The organism is Ruegeria aquimaris (genome assembly GCF_025751555.1).
GTDB classification, from domain to species: domain Bacteria; phylum Pseudomonadota; class Alphaproteobacteria; order Rhodobacterales; family Rhodobacteraceae; genus Ruegeria_B; species Ruegeria_B aquimaris.
On sequence record NZ_JAOWLB010000004.1, the window covers coordinates 334939 to 353455 of the forward strand.

Annotated in this window: 13 protein-coding genes; 8 read left to right on the forward strand and 5 right to left on the reverse strand. The window is 63.1% G+C overall.

Annotated features, from left to right (window positions below):
* Positions 1-9 precede the first annotated feature (9 nt).
* Together OE747_RS08760 and OE747_RS08765 are read right to left on the reverse strand one after the other, a co-directional pair.
* Positions 10-1533, reverse strand: a complete 1524-nt coding sequence (locus OE747_RS08760; RefSeq protein ID WP_263828222.1) for a trimethylamine methyltransferase family protein — start codon at positions 1531-1533, stop codon at positions 10-12.
* Entirely contained in the window at positions 1530-3938 is a 2409-nt protein-coding gene (locus OE747_RS08765) for a GcvT family protein (protein ID WP_263828223.1), read from the reverse strand. Before OE747_RS08765 ends, OE747_RS08760 begins: the two co-directional genes overlap by 4 nt.
* Before the next feature lie 149 nt (positions 3939-4087).
* On the opposite strand from OE747_RS08765, the gene OE747_RS08770 reads away from it, so the two are divergent.
* Positions 4088-4693 carry a M23 family metallopeptidase gene (locus OE747_RS08770; RefSeq protein WP_263828224.1) on the forward strand — a complete coding sequence of 202 codons (606 nt, stop codon included), beginning with the start codon at positions 4088-4090 and terminating at the stop codon, positions 4691-4693.
* A 75-nt stretch (positions 4694-4768) separates the two neighbouring features.
* Here the strand turns inward: OE747_RS08770 and OE747_RS08775 are convergent, their stop codons facing one another.
* Complete coding sequence (locus tag OE747_RS08775; protein ID WP_263828225.1) at positions 4769-5398, reverse strand: glutathione S-transferase family protein; 630 nt, start codon at positions 5396-5398, stop codon at positions 4769-4771.
* Between the two features lie 97 nt (positions 5399-5495).
* Positions 5496-5999, reverse strand: a complete 504-nt coding sequence (locus OE747_RS08780; protein WP_263828226.1) for a class I SAM-dependent methyltransferase — start codon at positions 5997-5999, stop codon at positions 5496-5498.
* 236 nt (positions 6000-6235) lie between these two features.
* Here OE747_RS08780 and OE747_RS08785 point away from each other — a divergent pair, with 236 nt between their 5' ends.
* The 4 genes from OE747_RS08785 to OE747_RS08800 are packed head-to-tail and all read left to right on the forward strand — an operon-like array spanning position 6236 to position 12107.
* Positions 6236-8008, forward strand: coding sequence for an ABC transporter ATP-binding protein (locus OE747_RS08785; protein ID WP_263828227.1), 1773 nt, complete (start codon positions 6236-6238; stop codon positions 8006-8008).
* On the forward strand, positions 8001-9917 hold the full coding sequence (locus tag OE747_RS08790; RefSeq protein ID WP_263828228.1) for an ABC transporter substrate-binding protein: 1917 nt from the start codon (positions 8001-8003) through the stop codon (positions 9915-9917). The genes OE747_RS08785 and OE747_RS08790 overlap by 8 nt, the downstream gene beginning before the upstream one ends.
* 13 nt (positions 9918-9930) lie before the next feature.
* Entirely contained in the window at positions 9931-10959 is a 1029-nt protein-coding gene (locus OE747_RS08795) for an ABC transporter permease (RefSeq protein WP_263828229.1), read from the forward strand.
* A complete protein-coding gene (locus OE747_RS08800; RefSeq protein ID WP_263828230.1) occupies positions 10956-12107 on the forward strand; it encodes an ABC transporter permease in 1152 nt (383 codons plus the stop codon). Before OE747_RS08795 ends, OE747_RS08800 begins: the two co-directional genes overlap by 4 nt.
* Positions 12108-12170: 63 nt before the next feature.
* Here the strand turns inward: OE747_RS08800 and OE747_RS08805 are convergent, their stop codons facing one another.
* Positions 12171-14519, reverse strand: a complete 2349-nt coding sequence (locus tag OE747_RS08805) for a mechanosensitive ion channel family protein (RefSeq protein ID WP_263828231.1) — start codon at positions 14517-14519, stop codon at positions 12171-12173.
* Positions 14520-14771: 252 nt separating this feature from the next.
* Between OE747_RS08805 and OE747_RS08810 the strand changes: the two genes are divergently transcribed.
* Genes OE747_RS08810 through OE747_RS08820 form a run of 3 tightly spaced genes read left to right on the forward strand, consistent with a single transcriptional unit; the run spans position 14772 to position 18517 of the window.
* A complete protein-coding gene (locus OE747_RS08810) occupies positions 14772-16052 on the forward strand; it encodes a nucleotide sugar dehydrogenase (protein WP_263828232.1) in 1281 nt (426 codons plus the stop codon).
* A 9-nt stretch (positions 16053-16061) separates the two neighbouring features.
* On the forward strand, positions 16062-17276 hold the full coding sequence (locus OE747_RS08815) for a glycosyltransferase family protein (protein ID WP_318527297.1): 1215 nt from the start codon (positions 16062-16064) through the stop codon (positions 17274-17276).
* Positions 17273-18517, forward strand: coding sequence for a glycosyltransferase (locus OE747_RS08820; RefSeq protein WP_263828234.1), 1245 nt, complete (start codon positions 17273-17275; stop codon positions 18515-18517). Before OE747_RS08815 ends, OE747_RS08820 begins: the two co-directional genes overlap by 4 nt.

Below are 18517 nucleotides of genomic sequence, written 5' to 3' on the forward strand. Positions count from 1 at the left end.
GGTCCGGTCTCAGCTTTCGGGGGGCGCGCCCCCTGCGGCGGTGCGGCGCGCGATGAAGTCTTGCAGCGCCGCGACCCGGTCAGGGTCCATGGGCGGTGGTTCGAAGTTATCCACGATCCCGCGCCAGATGCCAGTGGCGCGATGATTGGCATCGACTGCCCCGCGCTCGGTCCAGGCGCCGTAATTCGACCAGTCTCCTACCAGCGGCTCGTAGAACTGGGTCTGATAGCGGGTCATGGTGTGCGCAGCGCCAAAGAAATGGCCCATCGGCGGCACCTCGCGCAGGGCATCCAGCGCGATATCTGCATCGGTGGAGGGCGTGCCCGCGCACAGCTCGGCCACCATTTGCAGCACCTCCAGATCGGTGATGATCTTTTCGTATGAGACGGTCAGCCCCCCTTCGAGCCAGCCCGCCGAATGGATCGTCACCGTGGCCCCGGCCAGCAGGCAGCCCCAAAGGCCGAACTGTGTCTCGTTGGCGGCCTGGGCGTCGTTGATATTGGCGGCACTGCCCCCAGCACAGCGCCAGGGCAGGCCGATGCGCCGCGCCAGTTGCCCCGCCACCAGCGAGGCGGTGAAATGCTCGGGCGTGCCAAAGGCGGGCGCGCCCGATTTCATGTCCACATTGCTGGTGAAAGTGCCATAGCAGACTGGCGCGCCGGGCTGCGCCAGCTGGCTGAGCGTGATGGCGGCCAGCGCCTCGGCATGGCTGAGCGTCATGGCGCCCGCCACCGTCACCGGCGCCATCGCGCCCATCAGGGTAAAGGGCGTGATGATCGCCAACTGGCCATGCCGGGCAAAGTCGATCAATCCCTGCGCCATCGGCATGTCGATGGTGCGCGGCGAGTTGGTGTTGATGATCGTGTAACACCAGCTTTGCGCGCGGAACTCGACGTCGGACAGGGCGCGAAAGTCGCGGATCATCTCAAACCCGTCCATCACCTGCGGCGTACCGCGCGCGTAAAGGAACGGAACCTTGTCGGACTGGGTCAGTTCGACCTCGGTCATCGCCATGTGGCGCAGGTGCATCGGCACGTCCTGCGCCTCGACCAGCGGCGGCACCATGTGCAGCACGTCGAAATTCTGGGTGATCTGTACCAGTTCGCGGAAATCGGCGATGGTGCCGGGGCGGCGGCCGCGCGCCAGGTCGGTGGCATGCGGACAACCGGCACCGGGCTGGAACATCATCCAGCCGAGTTCCATCGTCAGATCCCGCTCAGGTACCGCGCCTTTCAGCGCAAAGGAGTGCGGTGCGCTGGCCAGTGCGGCGGCGACCATGTCGCGGCCGATATAGACCATCTCACCGTCGATGCGGGCACCGCCCTGTTGATAAAGGTCGCGCGCGCCGGGGTGCAGCACCTTGATGCCAAGCTCTTCGAGAACGGTCAGCGATGCCTCGTGCAGCGCCTCGATCCGGTCGTCAGAGAAGGCCGCCATCGGCGGGAACGGGTTTCGCAGGTTACGGTAATCGACCTTGCGGGCGGGGGCCGAGGCATCGGCCCGTGCCCGCCTGCCCCGTCGCCCCGCGCTCATCCGCGCATCGCCTTGCCCTCGGGGTCATAGGGCGACGGCGCGATGATCACGGCGGGCCGTTCGACACCCACGACATGCACGCTGACTGCTGTACCCGGCTGTGCCTTGTCCCTGTCCACCAGCGCCATGGCCAGCGACTTGCCGGTGTAATGGCCATAGGCGCCCGATGTGACAAAGCCGATCTGCTTGCCATCCGCCCAGACCGGTTCATAGCCCGAGGCATCGGCGTCGGCCGCGTCGACCTCCAGCGTCACCTGCACCCGGGCCGGGCCATTGCCATCGCGCTCGGCGATGGCCGCGTCGCGACCGATGAAATCGCCCTTGTCCCAGGCGATCCAGCGGTCCATGGCGGTCATGCCGGGGGTGCGATCCTGGGTGAATTCCGCCGACCAGATACCAAAGCTCTTTTCGATCCGGGTCGACAGCAAGGCGTTGAAACCCACCTCGCGGATGCCCTCGCCTGCCCCGGCCTCCAGCAGCATCCGGCGCAGCGCGATGTGCTCGCCATAGCGGCAGTTGATCTCGTAGCCCATCTCGCCGGTGACCGACATTCGGGCGACGCGGGCACGGACCAAACCGATGTCAAAGTCGCCGCAGCCCATGAATTTCAGGGCCGAGATATCCTGTTCGGCCAGTTTCTCTATCACAGCGCGGCATTTCGGGCCGACAAGAGCAAAACCGCAGATCTCCTCGCCCAGATCACGGACAGCCACCCCATCGTCGAGATGGTCGTTGAACCAGCGCATATGCCAGGCCCGCAGGTAATAGGAGCCCATGATCCACCATGTTCCGTCGCCCCAGTTGAGCAGGGTCAAGTCGCCCTTGAGGCGCCCCGTCTCGCTGAGCATCACGGCAAGGCGCGCGCGGCCCGGAGCGGGCAGCTTGGTGGCAAAAAGCTTATCCAGCCAAGCTTCGGCGTTGGGTCCCGAGACCTCGAACCGGGAAAAGCCCGTGATGTCCATCAGGCCAACGCCTTCACGGATCACCCGGCATTCCTCGGCCACGATCGGATGCGCGTTCGAGCGTTTCAGCGTAAGGTTCTCGACGAAATCCTTGGACGGCGCGAAGTAGAGCGGCACCTCGAGATCCCAGCTGACGCCCCACCGGCAGCCCGCCGCCGTCATGGCGTCATGCGCGGGGGCCATTTTCAGCGGACGACCCGCCGGAAGCTGCTCGTTCGGGTAGGACATCACGAAGCGGCGCGAATAGAACTGGCCGGTGGTCTCGCGGATGTAGCGCTTGTTCTGCGCATAGTCGCCATAGCGCGCCACGTCCATCGACATGGCATCCGCCTCGGGCTCGCCATGGATCATCCATTCGGCCAGCGTCTTGCCGACGCCGCCGCCCTGGAGGAAGCCCGCCATGACCGCGCAGGCCGACCAATAGCCGCGTTTGCCCGGCACCGGGCCGACCAGCGGGTTGCCATCGGGAGAAAAGGTAAAGGCGCCGTTGACCCAGGTCTTGATGCCGACATCCTGGATCGAGGGATAGCGGGCAAAACCCAGCATAAGCTCGTTCTCGATCCGGTCGAGCTGTTCCTGGAACAGCTCCTCGCCATAGTTCCACGGCGCGCCGTCCATCGCCCAATGTTCGTGGTTGATCTCGTAGATACCGACCAGGATGCCCTTCTGATCCTGCCGCATATAGGTGAAGCCTTCGAGATCGACGGTCATCGGCATTTCGAATTCCGCCGCCGCGACCTCGGGCACGGTGTCGGTGATCAGGTAATGGTGTTTCAGCGGCGACACCGGCAGTTCGACGCCCGCCATGCGGCCCACCTGCTTGGCCCAGAGACCGGCGGCATTGACCACATGTTCGCAGGTGATCGTGCCCTTGTCGGTGACCACCTGCCAGCCATCGGCGGTCTGGATCAGGCGCTCGACCTTGGTGTCCTCGTAGTATTCCGCGCCGCGCTTGCGGGCGGCGGTGGCATAGGCCTGCACCGTGCCTGTGGTGTCGATATAGCCTTCGCGGTCGGCCCACATCGCACCCAGAACACCGTCGGTCGACATGATCGGGCAACGCCGTTGCGCCTCTTGCGGCGTCAGCAGTTCGCAATCGTCGATGCCGATCGACTGAAAGATGCGATAATTCGCCTGCAACCATTCCCAGCGTTCCGGCGTGCCCGCCAGTGTCAGACCGCCGGTCATGTGCAGCCCGATGTTCTGGCCGGATTCCTTCTCGATCTCGGACAGCAGGTCGATGGTATAGGCCTGCAAGGCCGCCATGTTGGGATCGGCGTTCAGCGCATGGATGCCGCCCGCCGCGTGCCAAGAGGAACCAGAGGCCAGGCGCCGCCGTTCCAGCATCACCACATCGGTCCAGCCGAACTTGGCCAGATGATAGAGAACAGAGGCGCCAACCACGCCACCCCCGATGACCACAACGCGATACTGAGACTTCATCCGGACTCTCCTGACTGGATGTCGGCAGGCTAATGGCAAGCGGAAAACCTGTCTAGACATTTATGTACAGTACTGAAAATCCCGTTCCAACTTGCCCGAAAACGCCGGATATGTTGAGATTCCCAGGTATTTTCTGTTCTGGGATTATCATGACCAAACCTGCGCGATTGCTCTGCATCCTGTCGCTGCTTCTGATGTTGACCGCCTGTATCGGCATCGAGAAATACGGCAGCGCGGACTATTACGACCACCTTGTTCCCGAGGAGATCGAGGTGATCATGCCGCCGAATGCCCCCTATATCTCGGAACAGTTCCGCTATGACGGCGAAAAGATCCACCAGGGGATCGATATCTGGGGCAAGCGGGGAACGCCGGTTCTGGCGGCGGCCCCAGGCAAGGTCAGCAAGAGCTTTTACGAGCCCGCCTATGGGCATCGCATCGTCATCGACCATGGCCTGGCGCCGAATGGCGAGCGGCTTTTTACGGTGTACAAGCATCTGGACCAGCGCCTCGCGCAAGAGGGCGAGCCCGTGGCGCGGGGTCAGCAGATCGCAACCATGGGCGATACCGGCGCTCTGGGAATGCTAGTGCATCTGCATTTCGAAACCATGCGGTGGTCCAAGACCAAGGGCGAGATCTATTACGATCCGCATCTGGTGTGGATGGACGGGGTCGGCAGGGTGACCTGCTTCGAGGCGGACAAGCGTTATGCTGACGCGCCGTTCCGAACGACCTATCCGGTGCGGTGCAGGTAGCGGTTCCTGCCTTGCCCAAAGCCCCGGAAGGCCAAAGATCACGGCAGGCGCGAGCATCTGTCGCTCGACTGGGGTCTATTTCTGAGCCGAGGGTCGCGCCTTGATCGCCTCGTACCAGGCTCGCGTGGCTGTATGCCCCTCGGGCACGCGCATTTTCACCACCCGCGCGAAATCGACAAAGACAAAGGTCGAGATATCGGCCAGCGTGAAGTGGTCGCAGGCGATATAGGGACTTTCGGACAGGCGCTCTTCCAGAAGGTCGAAAAACCGCCCGATCCGGTCAAGCCCACGCTGTGCCAGTTCCGGGATCTGGGCATAATTCGCCGGTCCCGGAATGGCACGATCCGCAAACGCGGGATGAGAGTTGCGCAGCGCCTCGGCGACGGGCATCCCGCCTTGCTGCTCGGCAATCGCGTTCCACATCATCACCAGACCCTTTTCATCGGCCGTGCGCCCCATCAAAGGCGGTTCGGGGAACCGCGCCTCAAGATAAGCGGCGATGCCGAGGTTCTCGGTCAGGACCGTGCCCTCGTCAGTCACCAGAACAGGGATTGTCGCACGCGGATTTACGGCCTTGAACGCGGGCAGCAGCTGTTCGCCCTTGGCGATCGATATGTCGCGGGTTTCGATTGCCAGCCCTTTTTCGGCGATGAACATGCGGGCGCGGCGCGGGTTCGGCGCGGTGGAGCAATCGTAGAACAGCATGGCAGGCGTCTCCTTCTGGCTTGCGGCAGAATAGGCACGGCGACACGCCCGCGCCTAGGGATACGCGCGCGTGACCCTGCGGCAGATCACCCCGGCGTTACCCGCGTCGGTAGATGAAACAGCGCCCCTCGACCGCGCCGGGCGGCAGCGGCAGTTCCTCCAGCCCGTCGAAATACATCCGGTCGCTCGACACCATCAGCCCGCCCGGCGCCAGGTGCGGTTCGACAAGGGGCGAGATCATGCGCGCGAACTTGTCGTTCTTTTCGCGGTTATGGCCGCCCAGATCGGCATGGATCAGGCTGGCGACCGGGCCCGAGCGGGCCAGCGTGGCGGGAAGGGTTTCTCGGATATCGCCCAGAACCAGGCGGTCATCGGGCGGGGTGGAATCGGGATGCGAGGCGACCGCGCGTTCAAAGACAAGGATATCGCGCCCAGATATGTGCTGGGTCAGATGGTGATAGGTTCGGCCGTTGCCCAGACCCAACTCGTAAACCGGGCCCTTCATAGCGGCAGTCAGCGCGATGGCGTGATCCAGGCAGGCCCGCTGCGACACCATCCGGTCGATGAAAAGGTCCAGGCGGCTTTGCTCAGTCCGGGTCACGTCGATGTTCTCCCCTTTGGTACAGGCCTGTGGCGGCCGCGCCGACCCTCATGCCAAATTGCTTGGGCCAATGGTAGCCGAAGATGCACAGATTATCGCTTTTTCGTGAGGTCAGTCTTGAAATTGAGGTTTGACGAACCGGCTCCGGTCGCGCGACAGTGCTGTTATAAAAAGAAGACCGCTGGGGGTATTGAAGAGATTATGTCGTTTTCTGGCCAGTCGGGTGGGACACCTGAATGACCCCTTTGTTGTCTGTCGAAAACCTCAGCATCGGGTTTGGCGCCGCGGAACCGGCTGTTCGGGGCGTCAGTTTCGACGTCATGCCGGGCGAAACGCTTGCCCTCGTCGGCGAATCCGGGTCGGGCAAGACGATCTCGTGCCGTGCGGTTCTGCGTATCCTTCCCAAGGCCGCCCAGATTCGCACAGGCCGGGTGATCCTGAACGGCGAAGACGGGACGACAATACTATCGGACCTCAGCGAGCGGCAGATGCGTCGCATTCGCGGCAACCGTATCTCGATGATCTTTCAGGAGCCGATGCGCTCGCTGTCGCCGCTGCACAAGATCGGCAACCAGGTCAGCGAGGTGCTGTGGCTGCATCGCGGCGCCAGCGAGGGCCAAGCGCGGAAAGAGATACTGGAGCAATTCGAGCGCGTCGGCTTTCCTGACCCGGACCGTGCCTATAACTCCTACCCTTTCGAACTGTCGGGCGGCATGCGGCAACGCGCGATGATCGCCATGGCGATGGTCGCCAAGCCTGATCTGCTGATCGCGGACGAGCCGACAACGGCGCTGGATGTGACCACCCAGGCGCAGGTGCTGGGCCTGATCAAGGATCTTCAGCGCGAAACGGGCATGGCGTTGATCCTCGTCACCCATGATCTGGGCGTGGTGGCGAACATGGCCGAAAAGGTCGTGGTCATGCACAAGGGCCGCGTCATGGAAAGCGGTACCGCAGCCGCGATCCTGCGGGCGCCCGCGCACCCCTATACGCAACAGCTGTTCGACGCGGCCCCCGCCATTCCGGATGCGCAGATCGTTGGCTTGCCCCCGTCGCAAGAGGATCTGATCCTTGAGATGAAAGCGGTGTCCAAGACCTATACCATGCGGTCGGGACGCGGATGGAAGGCCGAAAAGCTGATCTATGCCTGTCGCGGGGTCGATTTCAGGCTGCCGCGCGGCCGGACATTGGCCATCGTCGGTGAAAGCGGCTCGGGCAAGACCACCGCGGCGCGGATCGCGCTGGGGGCGGAACCGCCGGACCCGGGCGGAGAGGTGCTGTTTCGGACCCGGGCCGGGGCGGACCCGTTGACCGTGCACAAGATGGACCGCACCCAGCGCACCGCGTTCCAGCGGCAGGCGCAGATGGTGTTCCAGGACCCGTTCAGCTCGCTCAGCCCGCGCATGCGCATCCAGGACGCGATGACCGAACCACTGGAGATTCACCGGATCGGCACCCGCGCCGAGCAACGCGAGCGGGCCGCCGAGATGCTGTCACGGGTGGGATTGAACCCCGACATGCTGAAACGCTATCCACATGCGTTTTCCGGTGGCCAGCGGCAGCGGCTGTCCATCGCCCGCGCCATGATGCTCGACCCGTCGATGATCGTCTGCGACGAGCCGACCTCGGCGCTGGACGTGTCGGTCCAGGACCAGATCCTGACCCTGCTGGAACAGTTGCAGGAAACGCTGAAGCTGTCTTACCTGTTCATCAGCCACGATCTGGCCGTGGTGGCCCGGATCGCCGATGAGGTGGCCGTGATGCGCCAGGGGCTGGTGGTCGAACAGGCCCCGCCCGAGACGCTGTTCCATAATCCGCAGCATCCCTATACCAAGGCGCTGATCGCAGCGCAGCCCGAACCGGATATTGACCGCCCCATCAACCTGAAACTGGTCGCGCTTGGCGCAGGGTCCCCGGACACCTGGGCAGAAGCCTTCCGTTTCACCGACTCCGTGATACCCTCGCTGGTAGAACTGGAGCCAGGACACAAGGTACGTTGCCATGTTTGAATTGCCCCGCCGATCCTTTTCGCTTGCGTTGACACTGGTGCTTGCCGGGCTGTCATCGGCAGGCGCCCAATCGCTGCCACCGTTGCAGGAGACAACGTTTTGGGAGCCCGAAGTGCAGGCCGGCGACCTGCCCCCGATCGACCGGCGTATCCCCGAAGAACCCCTGATCGTCGATCTCGAAGCCAAGGGCCGGGAATTCGGCACGCAGGGCGGCGTGATGCGCACCATGATCACCCGCTCCAAGGACGTCCGCCAGATGGTGGTCTATGGCTATGCCCGCCTGGTCGGCTACAACGACAAGTACGAGTTGGTGCCGGATATCCTCAACGCGTTCGAAAACGAAGAAAACCGCAAGTTCACCCTGCATATGCGCAAGGGCCACAAATGGTCGGATGGCAGTGCCTTTACCTCGGCCGATTTCGAATACTGGTGGAAGGATGTCGCCAACAATCCGCTTCTCAGCCCCGCAGGCCCGCCCGATTTCCTGCTGGTGAACGGCAAGCCGCCGCGCGTGAGCTTTCCCGATGAAACCACGGTGATCTACGAGTGGGACGACCAGAACCCCAGCTTCCTGCAATCGCTCGCACAGGCCAGCCCGCCGTTCATCTATCGGCCCGCCGAGTTCCTGAAACAGTATCACGAAGACTATGCCGACCCGGCCAAGCTGGCCGCCGAAGTCGAGGAGCACAGGGTCAAGAGCTGGGCCGCGCTGCACAACAAGCTGGACAACATGTACCAGTTCGACAATGCGCGTTTGCCAACGCTACAACCCTGGATCAACGCCAGCGAGGGCAAGAAGATCCGCCACAACTTCGTGCGCAACCCCTTTTATCACCGCATCGACGCGCGTGGGGTGCAACTCCCGTACATCGACATCGTCGAGATGGAGATCGTGGCTCCCGGTCTGGTCGCCGCAAAATCCAACGCCGGCGAGGTCGACCTTCAGGGGCGCGGGCTTGATTTCCGCGATGCCTCGATCCTGAAAAAGGGCGAAGCGACGGGAAACTACAAGACCGTTTTGTGGCAAACCGGGGTCGCCTCGCAAATCGCGATCTACCCGAACCTGAACTATGAGGACGACGCCTGGCGCGCGATCTTGCGCGATGTGCGCCTGCGGCGCGCGCTGTCGCTGGCGATCGACCGGGCGTCGATCAACCAGGCCCTGTTTTTTAAACTGGCCAAGCCTGGCGCGATGACGGTGCTGCCCGCCTCGCCCTTCTACAAGGAAGAGAACCGCACCGCCTGGGCCGCGTTTGATCCGGCGCAGGCCAACGCGCTGCTGGATGAAATGGGTCTGGACAAGCGGGACAGCAGCGGCACCCGCCTGTTGCCAGACGGTCGTCCGATGGAGCTGGTGATTGAAACTGCGGGCGAGCGGCAGGAGGTGGAGAACGCGCTTCAGATCGTGACCGACACTTGGCGCGAGATCGGTGTAAAGCTGATCATGCGCCCGCTGGACCGCGATATCCTGCGCAACCGTGTCTTTGCCGGAACCACCATGGCTTCGGTCTGGTTCGGCTGGGACAACGGCATTCCGCAAACCTACACGTCGCCCGCCTATCTGGCGCCGACGGACCAGGTCTTTCTGGCTTGGCCGAAATGGGGCCAGTTCTATCAGACGGCGGGCCAGGTCGGAGAACCGCCCGACCTGCCGCCCGCCCAGCGCCTGATGGAACTGCTGACCATGTGGGAAACAGCGACCGACGATGCGCAGCGCGCGGCCGCCTGGACCGAAATGCTGGCCATTCACGCCAGCGAAGTCTACGGTATCGGCATATTGGCCGAAGCGCCGCAGCCCATCGTCGTATCCAACCGGATGCGCAACGTGCCCAAGAAGGGCATGTGGGCCTGGGACCCCGGTGCGCATTTCGGCGTGCACCGGATGGATGAATTCTTTGTCGTGGACTGACGGAACCGGCTGAATGGCAATCCTGCGCTACTCGTTTTACCGGTTTGGAACCATGCTGCTGACGCTGTTGGTGGTGTCGGTTCTGGTTTTTGTCATCATCAACCTGCCGCCGGGCGACTATCTGTCGAACCAGATCAACGAGCTTAAGGCGTCGGGGCAATCCGCCGGTGTGGCCAAGGCCGAGTTTCTCAGGAAGGAATACGCGCTCGACCGCGCCCTGTGGGAACAATACATGATCTGGATGGGCTTCATGCCCGGTCCGCACGGGTTTTCCGGTATGATCCAGGGCAATTTCGGCTGGTCGTTCGAGTTCGACCGTCCGGTTGCCGAAATTGTCGGCGATAGCCTGTGGCTGACGGTGCTGGTCAATATGGCCGCTGTCGTCTTTGTCTATGCCACGGCGCTGCCTCTGGGGGTGATCGCGGCGGCCAAGGCGCGAACCTGGGCCGACTACACCTCGGCTTTCGTGGGCTATCTGGGACTGGCCACACCGAACTTCCTGCTGGCACTGATCCTCTACTATTACGGGCGCAAGTACCTCGACATTCCCATCGGCGGCCTGATGGACCCCGCGTTCGAAGGCCAGCCGATGAGCTGGGCCAAGATCCAGTCGGTGCTGGTGCACCTGATCGTGCCGACCATCGTGATCGGCACCGCCGGCGCCTCGGCGATGATGCAGCGGCTGCGCGCCAACATGCTGGACGAGTTGGGAAAACCCTATGTCGAAACCGCCATCGCCAAGGGCATGTCACCAAGCCGCATGCTGGCCAAGTACCCCCTGCGGGTCGCCTTCAACCCGTTCGTGGCCGATATCGGCAACCTGCTGCCCTCGATGGTCTCGGGTTCGGTTCTGGTCTCGGTGGTGATGGGCTTGCAGACCATCGGCCCGACCCTGCTCACCGCGCTGAAGACCCAGGATATGTTCCTGTCCGGCTTCGTGCTGATGTTCGTGGCCCTGCTGACCCTGATCGGCACCATGATTTCCGATATCCTGCTGGTCATGCTTGACCCGCGCATTCGATACGAGGGGCGCGACGCATGACCCATCTTCCCGACGGGCGCTTTGTCGATGATGCGCCATACGACCCGCAACAGTCGATCCTGGAGCTGGAGCGGCGCGACCTGGACGCACCCAACTGGCTCCTCGTCTGGCGCAAGTTCCGCACCCACAAGCTGGGCCTGGTCTCGGGCGTCTTTTTGCTGTTGAGCTATCTGCTGCTGCCCTTCATGGGGTTCATCGCCCCCTATTCGCCGAACTACCGCAACGCCGACCATCTTTATGCGCCGCCGCAATCCGTGCGCTGGGTGCATGAGGGCGAGTTTATCGGGCCCTTCATCTATCCGATCACCGCCGAGGCGGATCTGGAAACCTTTCAGTGGAAGTTCGTCCCGGACGAAAGCGACCCCCGGCCTATTCCGTTCCTGTGCAAGGGCGACAGCTATAAACTCTTTGGCCTGATCGAAAGCGACACGCATCTGTTCTGCGCGCCAGAGGGGGCGACCCTGTTCCTGTGGGGGTCCGACCGGCTGGGCCGCGACGTGTTCAGCCGCATCCTGTATGGCGCGCAACTGTCGCTGACGGTGGGCCTGATCGGGATTTCGGTGTCGTTCTTCCTGGGTATCCTGTTCGGCTCGATCGCGGGCTATCTGGGCGGCAAGACCGACTGGCTGATCAACCGGGTGATCGAGATCCTGCGCTCGCTGCCGGAACTGCCGCTGTGGCTGGCGCTGTCGGCGGCAGTGCCGTCGAACTGGTCGCCGGTGGCGGTGTTCTTCATCATTTCGGTAATCCTGGGCATTCTGGACTGGCCGGGATTGGCCCGTTCCGTGCGGGCAAAGTTCCTTTCGCTGCGCGAAGAGGAATACGTGCGCGCCGCCGAGATGATGGGCGCCAGTTCAGGCCGTGTTATCCGGCGGCACCTGTTGCCCAACTTCATGTCGCACCTGATCGCCAGCGCCACGCTATCGATCCCGGCAATGATCCTGGGTGAAACCGCGCTCAGCTTTCTGGGACTCGGCCTGCGGGCGCCCGCTGTCAGCTGGGGGGTGATGCTGAACGATGCGCAGAACCTGGCAAGCATCGAGCTCTATCCCTGGACCGCGATCCCCATGTTGCCCATCGTGGTGGTCGTGCTTGCCTTCAACTTTCTGGGCGACGGGTTGCGCGACAGCCTCGACCCCTACAGCTGATGCAGACCGGACCCCTTCCGACGCGCCTGAGGTTTTCGACGAAAAACCTCGGGCGTGTCAGCTTCACCGGTCGTCATCCATCATCTCGTCCAAGGCATCTTCGTCAATCGCGGCCTGAACCGCTCCGGTCACCGCCTCGCGCTGTTGCGGGGTCATGTTGGCGGCCTCCTGACCGTCGGCGAGACGCACGGTGACCTCACGATGGGCGAACTTGATGCCCTCACGCGCAAAAAGCTCGCGAATGTCCTGATAGACCCGCTTGCGCACCAGCCACTGATCGCCCGGTTTGGTCATGAACTTGACCCGGATGATCATCGCCGAATCCTGCATCTCGATCACGCCCTGGCTTTTCAGCGGCTGGATGAAATTGTCACCGATCACCGGATCCTTGAGCAATTCCTGCCCGAGGTTCTTGATCAGCTTGCGCACCTTTTCCACGTCCGTGTCATAGGTCACCCGCAAGGGCAGCTTCATGATCACCCAGTCGCGCGAAAAATTCGTCAGCACCTTGATCTCGCCAAAGGGAATGGTGTGCAGCGCACCCAAGTGATGGCGCAGCTGGAACGACCGGACAGATATCTTCTCGACCGTGCCTTTGACATCGCCGATATCGATATACTCTCCCTTGCGAAAGGCATCGTCGATCAAAAAGAACGCGCCCGAGAAGATATCCCGCACCAGCGTTTGCGAACCGAACCCCACCGCCAGACCGACCACGCCCGCACCGGCAAACAGCGGGCTGACATTGATCCCCACCTCCATCAGAGCGATCAGCACGATCGAGACCACCACAACCGCCAGGATCGCGCCCCTGAACAGCGGTAGCAGCGTTGCGAGACGGCTGGCGCTGGTACCGCCGCCCTCGTCGCCCAACTCGCCCTCGGGCACATCCACCGTCTCTTCGGCGATCTTACTGTCGATCCAGATGCGGAAGAAGTGAAAGACGATATAGCCCAGGAAGATGATCACCATCACATCCAGCGCCCGGTCGATGGGCAGATCGCTGGTCCAGTCCATTTCCGGGTTCCAGATCAGGACCAGAGCATAGGTTCCGACCACAAAGGCAAGGATGCCGGCGACACGGCGGGCCAGATCCTCGTATGTGGCGATGTAATGTCTCTGCGTCCCCGCCCCCGCAACGGGTTGTAGCTCCGCCGCCTCGGCCTCGGTCATGGCGGCATTCAGCTCCTTCACCTGTCGGGTCCGGTCGAAATACCGCTCAAGCAGGTAGTTCATCGCGCCATAGGCGACCACGACCGACATGAAGATGCCATAGGTGCCCGCCATCAGCGGCACCGGAATGGGCCGCTCCAGCACCAGATCAAAGGCCAGCCGCAGCCAGCTGTAGGTGACGTAGACAATCACCACCGGCGCCCAGCCGACCGAGACCAGCCGCAACAGCCATGACACCTCCTCCTTGCGCCGCCCGCCTCGGATGGCATTGGAAATCGCGCGGCCATTGAACAAAACCATCAGCAGGGTGCCCAGGGCGCCCACCGCGGTAAGCGATCCATAGACCATGGCATAAACGTTGTAGTTCAGCCCGAAATCCGCCACCCAGGTCGAAAATATGACCGTGGAAATGTCATAGGCCGCAAGAACCGCTGCCCAGATATAAAGCCGTTTTGCATCGCGATCGGAAAACGGCGGCAGCCGGTATTGGCTGAGATAAGGCGACAGCACCATGCGCCACAGATCCGATGCCGTTCGGATCAGGAAAAACGCGGTGAAGATGGCCGTGGTGGTGAACTGGATGGAAAGATCTTCTGTCCGGCCAAAGACAAGGTAGCCGATGATAAAGGCAAAGATCATCGCAAACAGCGTGCCGCCGATCCCCATTACGAACCGGAAGACAAGAAACGGCATTTTGTCGCGATAGCCCTGCGGTGCCTCCTTGATCCGGGAGACCACGTAATTGCGCGCGATCCGTTTGCCGTAGATCTCGACCGACAGCCATCGTCCGATCAGCAATAGCACAAGGTTGATACCCAGCACCTCGAGATAGGTCATGATGCGACCATCCGGGCTGGTCTGGCGCAGGATGTACTGCACTTCGAAAACCGAATACGGCATTGCGGCAAGACGCGATTCCAGCGCCGCGACAAATTCGGAAACCCGCGACTGCGCCTTCATCAGCTGCGAGCCGTCGCCCATCGGATTGGCACGCGCCGCGCTTTCGGCGTCCTCCTGTGTCGTGACGCTGGCGCCGACCACCCGTCCGGCACTGTCGATCACGATGACAGATGCCCCCGCCTCGGTTGCGGACCGGATCGCATCGGCCACACTCTGGTCGGAAGACGGCGTCTCGGTCTTGGACGAGGAATAGAGCGATACCTGCGCCACAGCCGGAGAAACAAGGACGCCCAATAGGCAAAAACACAACAGGCATAAACGAAGGATCAGAGAATTCATCGGGCGGCTTCCGGTCTTGGCACTGCCCGAGAGCCTATATAACTGCGCAACCACGTTCAAATGGCAAGTTTCGGGCACGGATCGCCACGTCCGCAATGCCTCGGCCCAAGCGGACGTCAGAATCGTGTTTTCAAGACAGTTTGATTTGACTAGTACGGTGCTGCCTGCGGACCGAGGAACACCAGAGGGCAGCAACGACCGGAAGCGCCCGGTGGTTGGCAGGACAAAAAACGAAATACCGGGTAGTCACGCATGGCGCGCCAGATCACACAAGACCGGATTGCCGTGCTCGGGCTGGGCTATGTCGGCCTGCCCCTGGCTTTGGGGCTGGCGCGCGCCGGCTATCCGACCTTGGGTTTTGACACCGATGCGGCCCATGTGGCGGCGCTGAGGCGCGGGCACGATCGCAACGGCGAGGTGTCCGAGGCTTCGCTTGCCGCAACAACGGCGATTTTCTCGTGCGATGCATCCGATTTGCACGACTGCACCGTCTACATCATCGGCGTGCCGACCCCGATCACCGATGCCAAGGCCCCCGATCTGGACCCGCTACGGGGTGCCTGCCGGATGATCGCACCGCATCTCGCCCCCGGCGACCTGGTGATCGTGGAAAGCACGGTCTATCCCGGCGTCACCGAAGAGGTCTGCGGCTCGGAACTGGCCCGAGGCAGCGGGCTGGAGCTCTATTCCCAGATAAAGCTGGGCTATTCGCCCGAACGGGTGAACCCCGGCGATGCCGAACATTCGATGGAAAACGTGGTCAAGATCATCTCGGCCCAGGATGCCGAGACGCTTGACCGGGTCGAGGCGATCTATGCCCCGGTGGTCAAGGCCGGTGTGCACCGCGCCAGTTCGATCCGCACCGCCGAGGCCGCCAAAGTGATCGAGAATACTCAGCGCGACCTGAACATCGCGCTGGTCAACGAGTTCTCGCTGATCTTCTCGCGCCTCGGTCTCGATACGCTCGAAGTGCTGGAGGCGGCGGGGACCAAGTGGAATTTTCTGCCGTTCAAGCCCGGTCTCGTGGGCGGGCATTGCATTGGGGTCGACCCCTATTACCTGACCTACCGCGCCGAACAGGCGGGCTATCACCCCGAGGTGATCCTGGCCGGACGACGGATCAACGACAACATGGGCCGACATGTGGCGCAGCAGTTGATCAAGGCGCTGATCGCGCGCCGGATCGACCCGGGGCATGCCCGCGTCCTGGTTCTGGGCTTTACCTTCAAGGAAAACTGCGCCGACATCCGCAACACCCGTGTCGCCGACATCATTTCCGAGCTTGCGGAATACTCTGTTTCGACAGAAGTGTTTGACCCATGGGTCGATGCGGGTACTGTGCGCAAAGAGTACGGACTGACCCCCGTGGCCACGCCCGAAAATGGCGCCTACGACGCCATTATTGTGGCCGTGGCACATCGGGAGTTCCGAGAAATGGGCGCCGCGACCATTCGTGGCTTTGGCCGCCCCGGTGCTGTTTTGTACGATATCAAGGGCGTTTTCCCAAAATCCGACGCTGATCTGAGGCTGTAGACGAAAGCAATGCAGGGCGAGAGCAGGACATATCAGACCGTTCGTGCACCGCGAGTGATGCTCTACAGCCACGATACATTCGGGCTGGGCCACCTGCGGCGCTGCCGGGCGCTGGCCGCGGCCATCACCGGGGCCGATCCCTCGGCCTCGGCGCTGATCCTCACGGGCTCGCCTGTCGCCGGGCGGTTCACCTTTCCCCGGCGTGTCGACCATGTGCGCCTGCCCGGCGTGACCAAACGCTCGGATGGGTCTTATGTCTCGCAGACCATGGGCATGGGCATTGACGATGTGACCAACCTGCGCAGCGACCTGATTTGCAGTGCGGCCAAACGGTATGACCCCGATATTCTGATCGTCGACAAGGAACCGACCGGCTTTCGCGGCGAATTGCGGCCGACACTGGAAATGCTGTTGGCCAAGGGGCGCGCCCGTCTTGTGCTTGGGCTGCGCGACGTGCTGGACGAACCCGAGGTTCTGGCCGCCGAATGGGCCCGCAAGGACGCGGTGACGGCCACCGAACGGTACTATGACGAGATCTGGGTTTACGGGCTGCGCTCGGTCTACGACCCGACTGCGGGGCTGCCGCTGAGCCAGACGGCACAGGCCAGGATGCATTGGACCGGCTATTTGCGGCGCGACCTTGGGCCCGTGGGCACCCCCCCGAAACAGCCGTATGTGCTGATCACCCCAGGTGGTGGTGGCGATGGCGAAGCGATGGTCAACCTCGTCCTGTCGGCCTATGAGCAGGACCCCGACCTGTCGCCGCGCGCGGTGCTGGTATATGGTCCCTTCCTGTCCGGCGATACCCGGGTCGAGTTTGAACGGCGCGTTGCCGCGCTGAATGGCCGGGTCACGGCCGTTGGCTTCGAGAGCCAGATCGAGACGCTCTTTGCAGGCGCCGAAGGGGTCGTCTGCATGGGCGGTTACAACACGTTCTGCGAGGTTCTCTCGTTTGACCAGCGGGCGGTTATCGTGCCGCGCACCGTGCCGCGCCTGGAACAGTGGATCAGGGCCAGCCGTGCCGAGGAACTGGGTCTGGTACGCATGCTGGATGAAAGTCGCGATGGGCTGACGGCCACATCGATGATCCGCGCCATCCGTAACCTGCCCAACCAGCCTTTGCCAAGCCAGGCGATCGGCGACGGACTGCTCGACGGGCTGGACTATGTGACACGCAGGGTCGATGCCCTGTTGCGCGGGGCCAAGGACCAAGCCGCGGAATGACCGCCGATACCCCGAAACTGGCGGTGCTGGTCAAGGGCTGGCCACGGCTGTCCGAAACCTTCATCGCGCAGGAGCTGGTGGCGCTGGAAGAGGCCGGGCATGCGTTCGACATCTGGTCGCTGCGCCATCCGACCGATGTGAAACGCCACCCGCTGCACGAGCGGTTGCAGGCCAAGGTGCGCTATCTGCCCGAATACCTGTATCAGGAGCCCGAGCGGGTCTGGCGCGGGCGCGCCGCTGCCCGGGCCCTGCCCGGCTATGCCGAGGCTTACCGCGTGTGGCGGGCCGATCTGGCCCGCGACCGCACGCCCAACCGTATCCGCCGGTTCGGGCAGGCTTGCGTTCTGGCCGCCGAACTTCCCGCTTCGACACGCGGGCTATATGCGCATTTCATGCATACCCCCTCGTCCGTCGCGCGCTATGCGGCGATCATGCGCGGCCTGCCCTGGAGCTTCTCGGCCCATGCCAAGGACATCTGGACCTCGCCCGAGTGGGAAAAGGCCGAGAAGCTGCGCGCCGACAGCCATGGCGCCGCCTTTGGCGCAACTTGTACCGCAATCGGGGCCGAACATCTGCGGGCGCTGGCCGACGACCCGAACCGGGTCGATCTGGTCTATCACGGGCTTGACCTGACACGGTTTCCAGCCCCACCTGAACGGGGCGCACGCGCGGATGGAGAGCCGTTCAAGATGCTGTCGGTTGGCCGACTGGTCGAGAAGAAGGGCTTTGACCGGCTGATCGCCGCCTTTGCCCTGCTGCCCGCCGGGCTGGACTGGCGCTGGGTCCATATCGGGGGGGGCGGCGACAAGACCGCGCTGGAGGCCCAGGCGCGCGCGGCGGGCGTCGCCGGGCGCATCACCTGGCGCGGCGCCTGCGACCAGCCCGAGGTGATCGCGGCCATGCGTGCCGCCGATCTCTTCGTGCTGCCCAGCCGCATCGCCGCCGACGGCGACCGCGACGGGTTGCCCAACGTGCTGATGGAGGCTGCATCGCAACGGCTTCCGATCCTGAGCACACCGGTTTCGGCGATCCCTGAATTCATCACCGATGGGGTGCATGGCAGCCTGACGCCGGACACGCCCGAGGCATTGGCCCGCGCCATCGCAGCTCTGGCCACCGAGCCGGACCGGACCGCAGACATGGCCGAAGCCGCCCGCGCCCGGCTGCTCTCGGATTTCACCATGCCCCCGGGTATCGCCCAACTGTCCCGGCGGCTGACCGCGCTTTGCGACGCAGGCTGA

Bases quoted from the DNA above. Each gene is read 5' to 3' on its own strand.
- OE747_RS08760 (WP_263828222.1), bottom strand. From the start codon at position 1,533: ATGAGCGCGGGGCGACGGGGCAGGCGGGCACGGGCCGATGCCTCGGCC.
- OE747_RS08805 (WP_263828231.1), bottom strand. From the start codon at position 14,519: ATGAATTCTCTGATCCTTCGTTTATGCCTGTTGTGTTTTTGCCTATTG.
- OE747_RS08790 (WP_263828228.1), top strand. From the start codon at position 8,001: ATGTTTGAATTGCCCCGCCGATCCTTTTCGCTTGCGTTGACACTGGTG.
- OE747_RS08800 (WP_263828230.1), top strand. From the start codon at position 10,956: ATGACCCATCTTCCCGACGGGCGCTTTGTCGATGATGCGCCATACGAC.
- OE747_RS08785 (WP_263828227.1), top strand. From the start codon at position 6,236: ATGACCCCTTTGTTGTCTGTCGAAAACCTCAGCATCGGGTTTGGCGCC.
- OE747_RS08810 (WP_263828232.1), top strand. From the start codon at position 14,772: ATGGCGCGCCAGATCACACAAGACCGGATTGCCGTGCTCGGGCTGGGC.
- OE747_RS08765 (WP_263828223.1), bottom strand. From the start codon at position 3,938: ATGAAGTCTCAGTATCGCGTTGTGGTCATCGGGGGTGGCGTGGTTGGC.
- OE747_RS08770 (WP_263828224.1), top strand. From the start codon at position 4,088: ATGACCAAACCTGCGCGATTGCTCTGCATCCTGTCGCTGCTTCTGATG.
- OE747_RS08820 (WP_263828234.1), top strand. From the start codon at position 17,273: ATGACCGCCGATACCCCGAAACTGGCGGTGCTGGTCAAGGGCTGGCCA.
- OE747_RS08815 (WP_318527297.1), top strand. From the start codon at position 16,062: ATGCAGGGCGAGAGCAGGACATATCAGACCGTTCGTGCACCGCGAGTG.
- OE747_RS08775 (WP_263828225.1), bottom strand. From the start codon at position 5,398: ATGCTGTTCTACGATTGCTCCACCGCGCCGAACCCGCGCCGCGCCCGC.
- OE747_RS08795 (WP_263828229.1), top strand. From the start codon at position 9,931: ATGGCAATCCTGCGCTACTCGTTTTACCGGTTTGGAACCATGCTGCTG.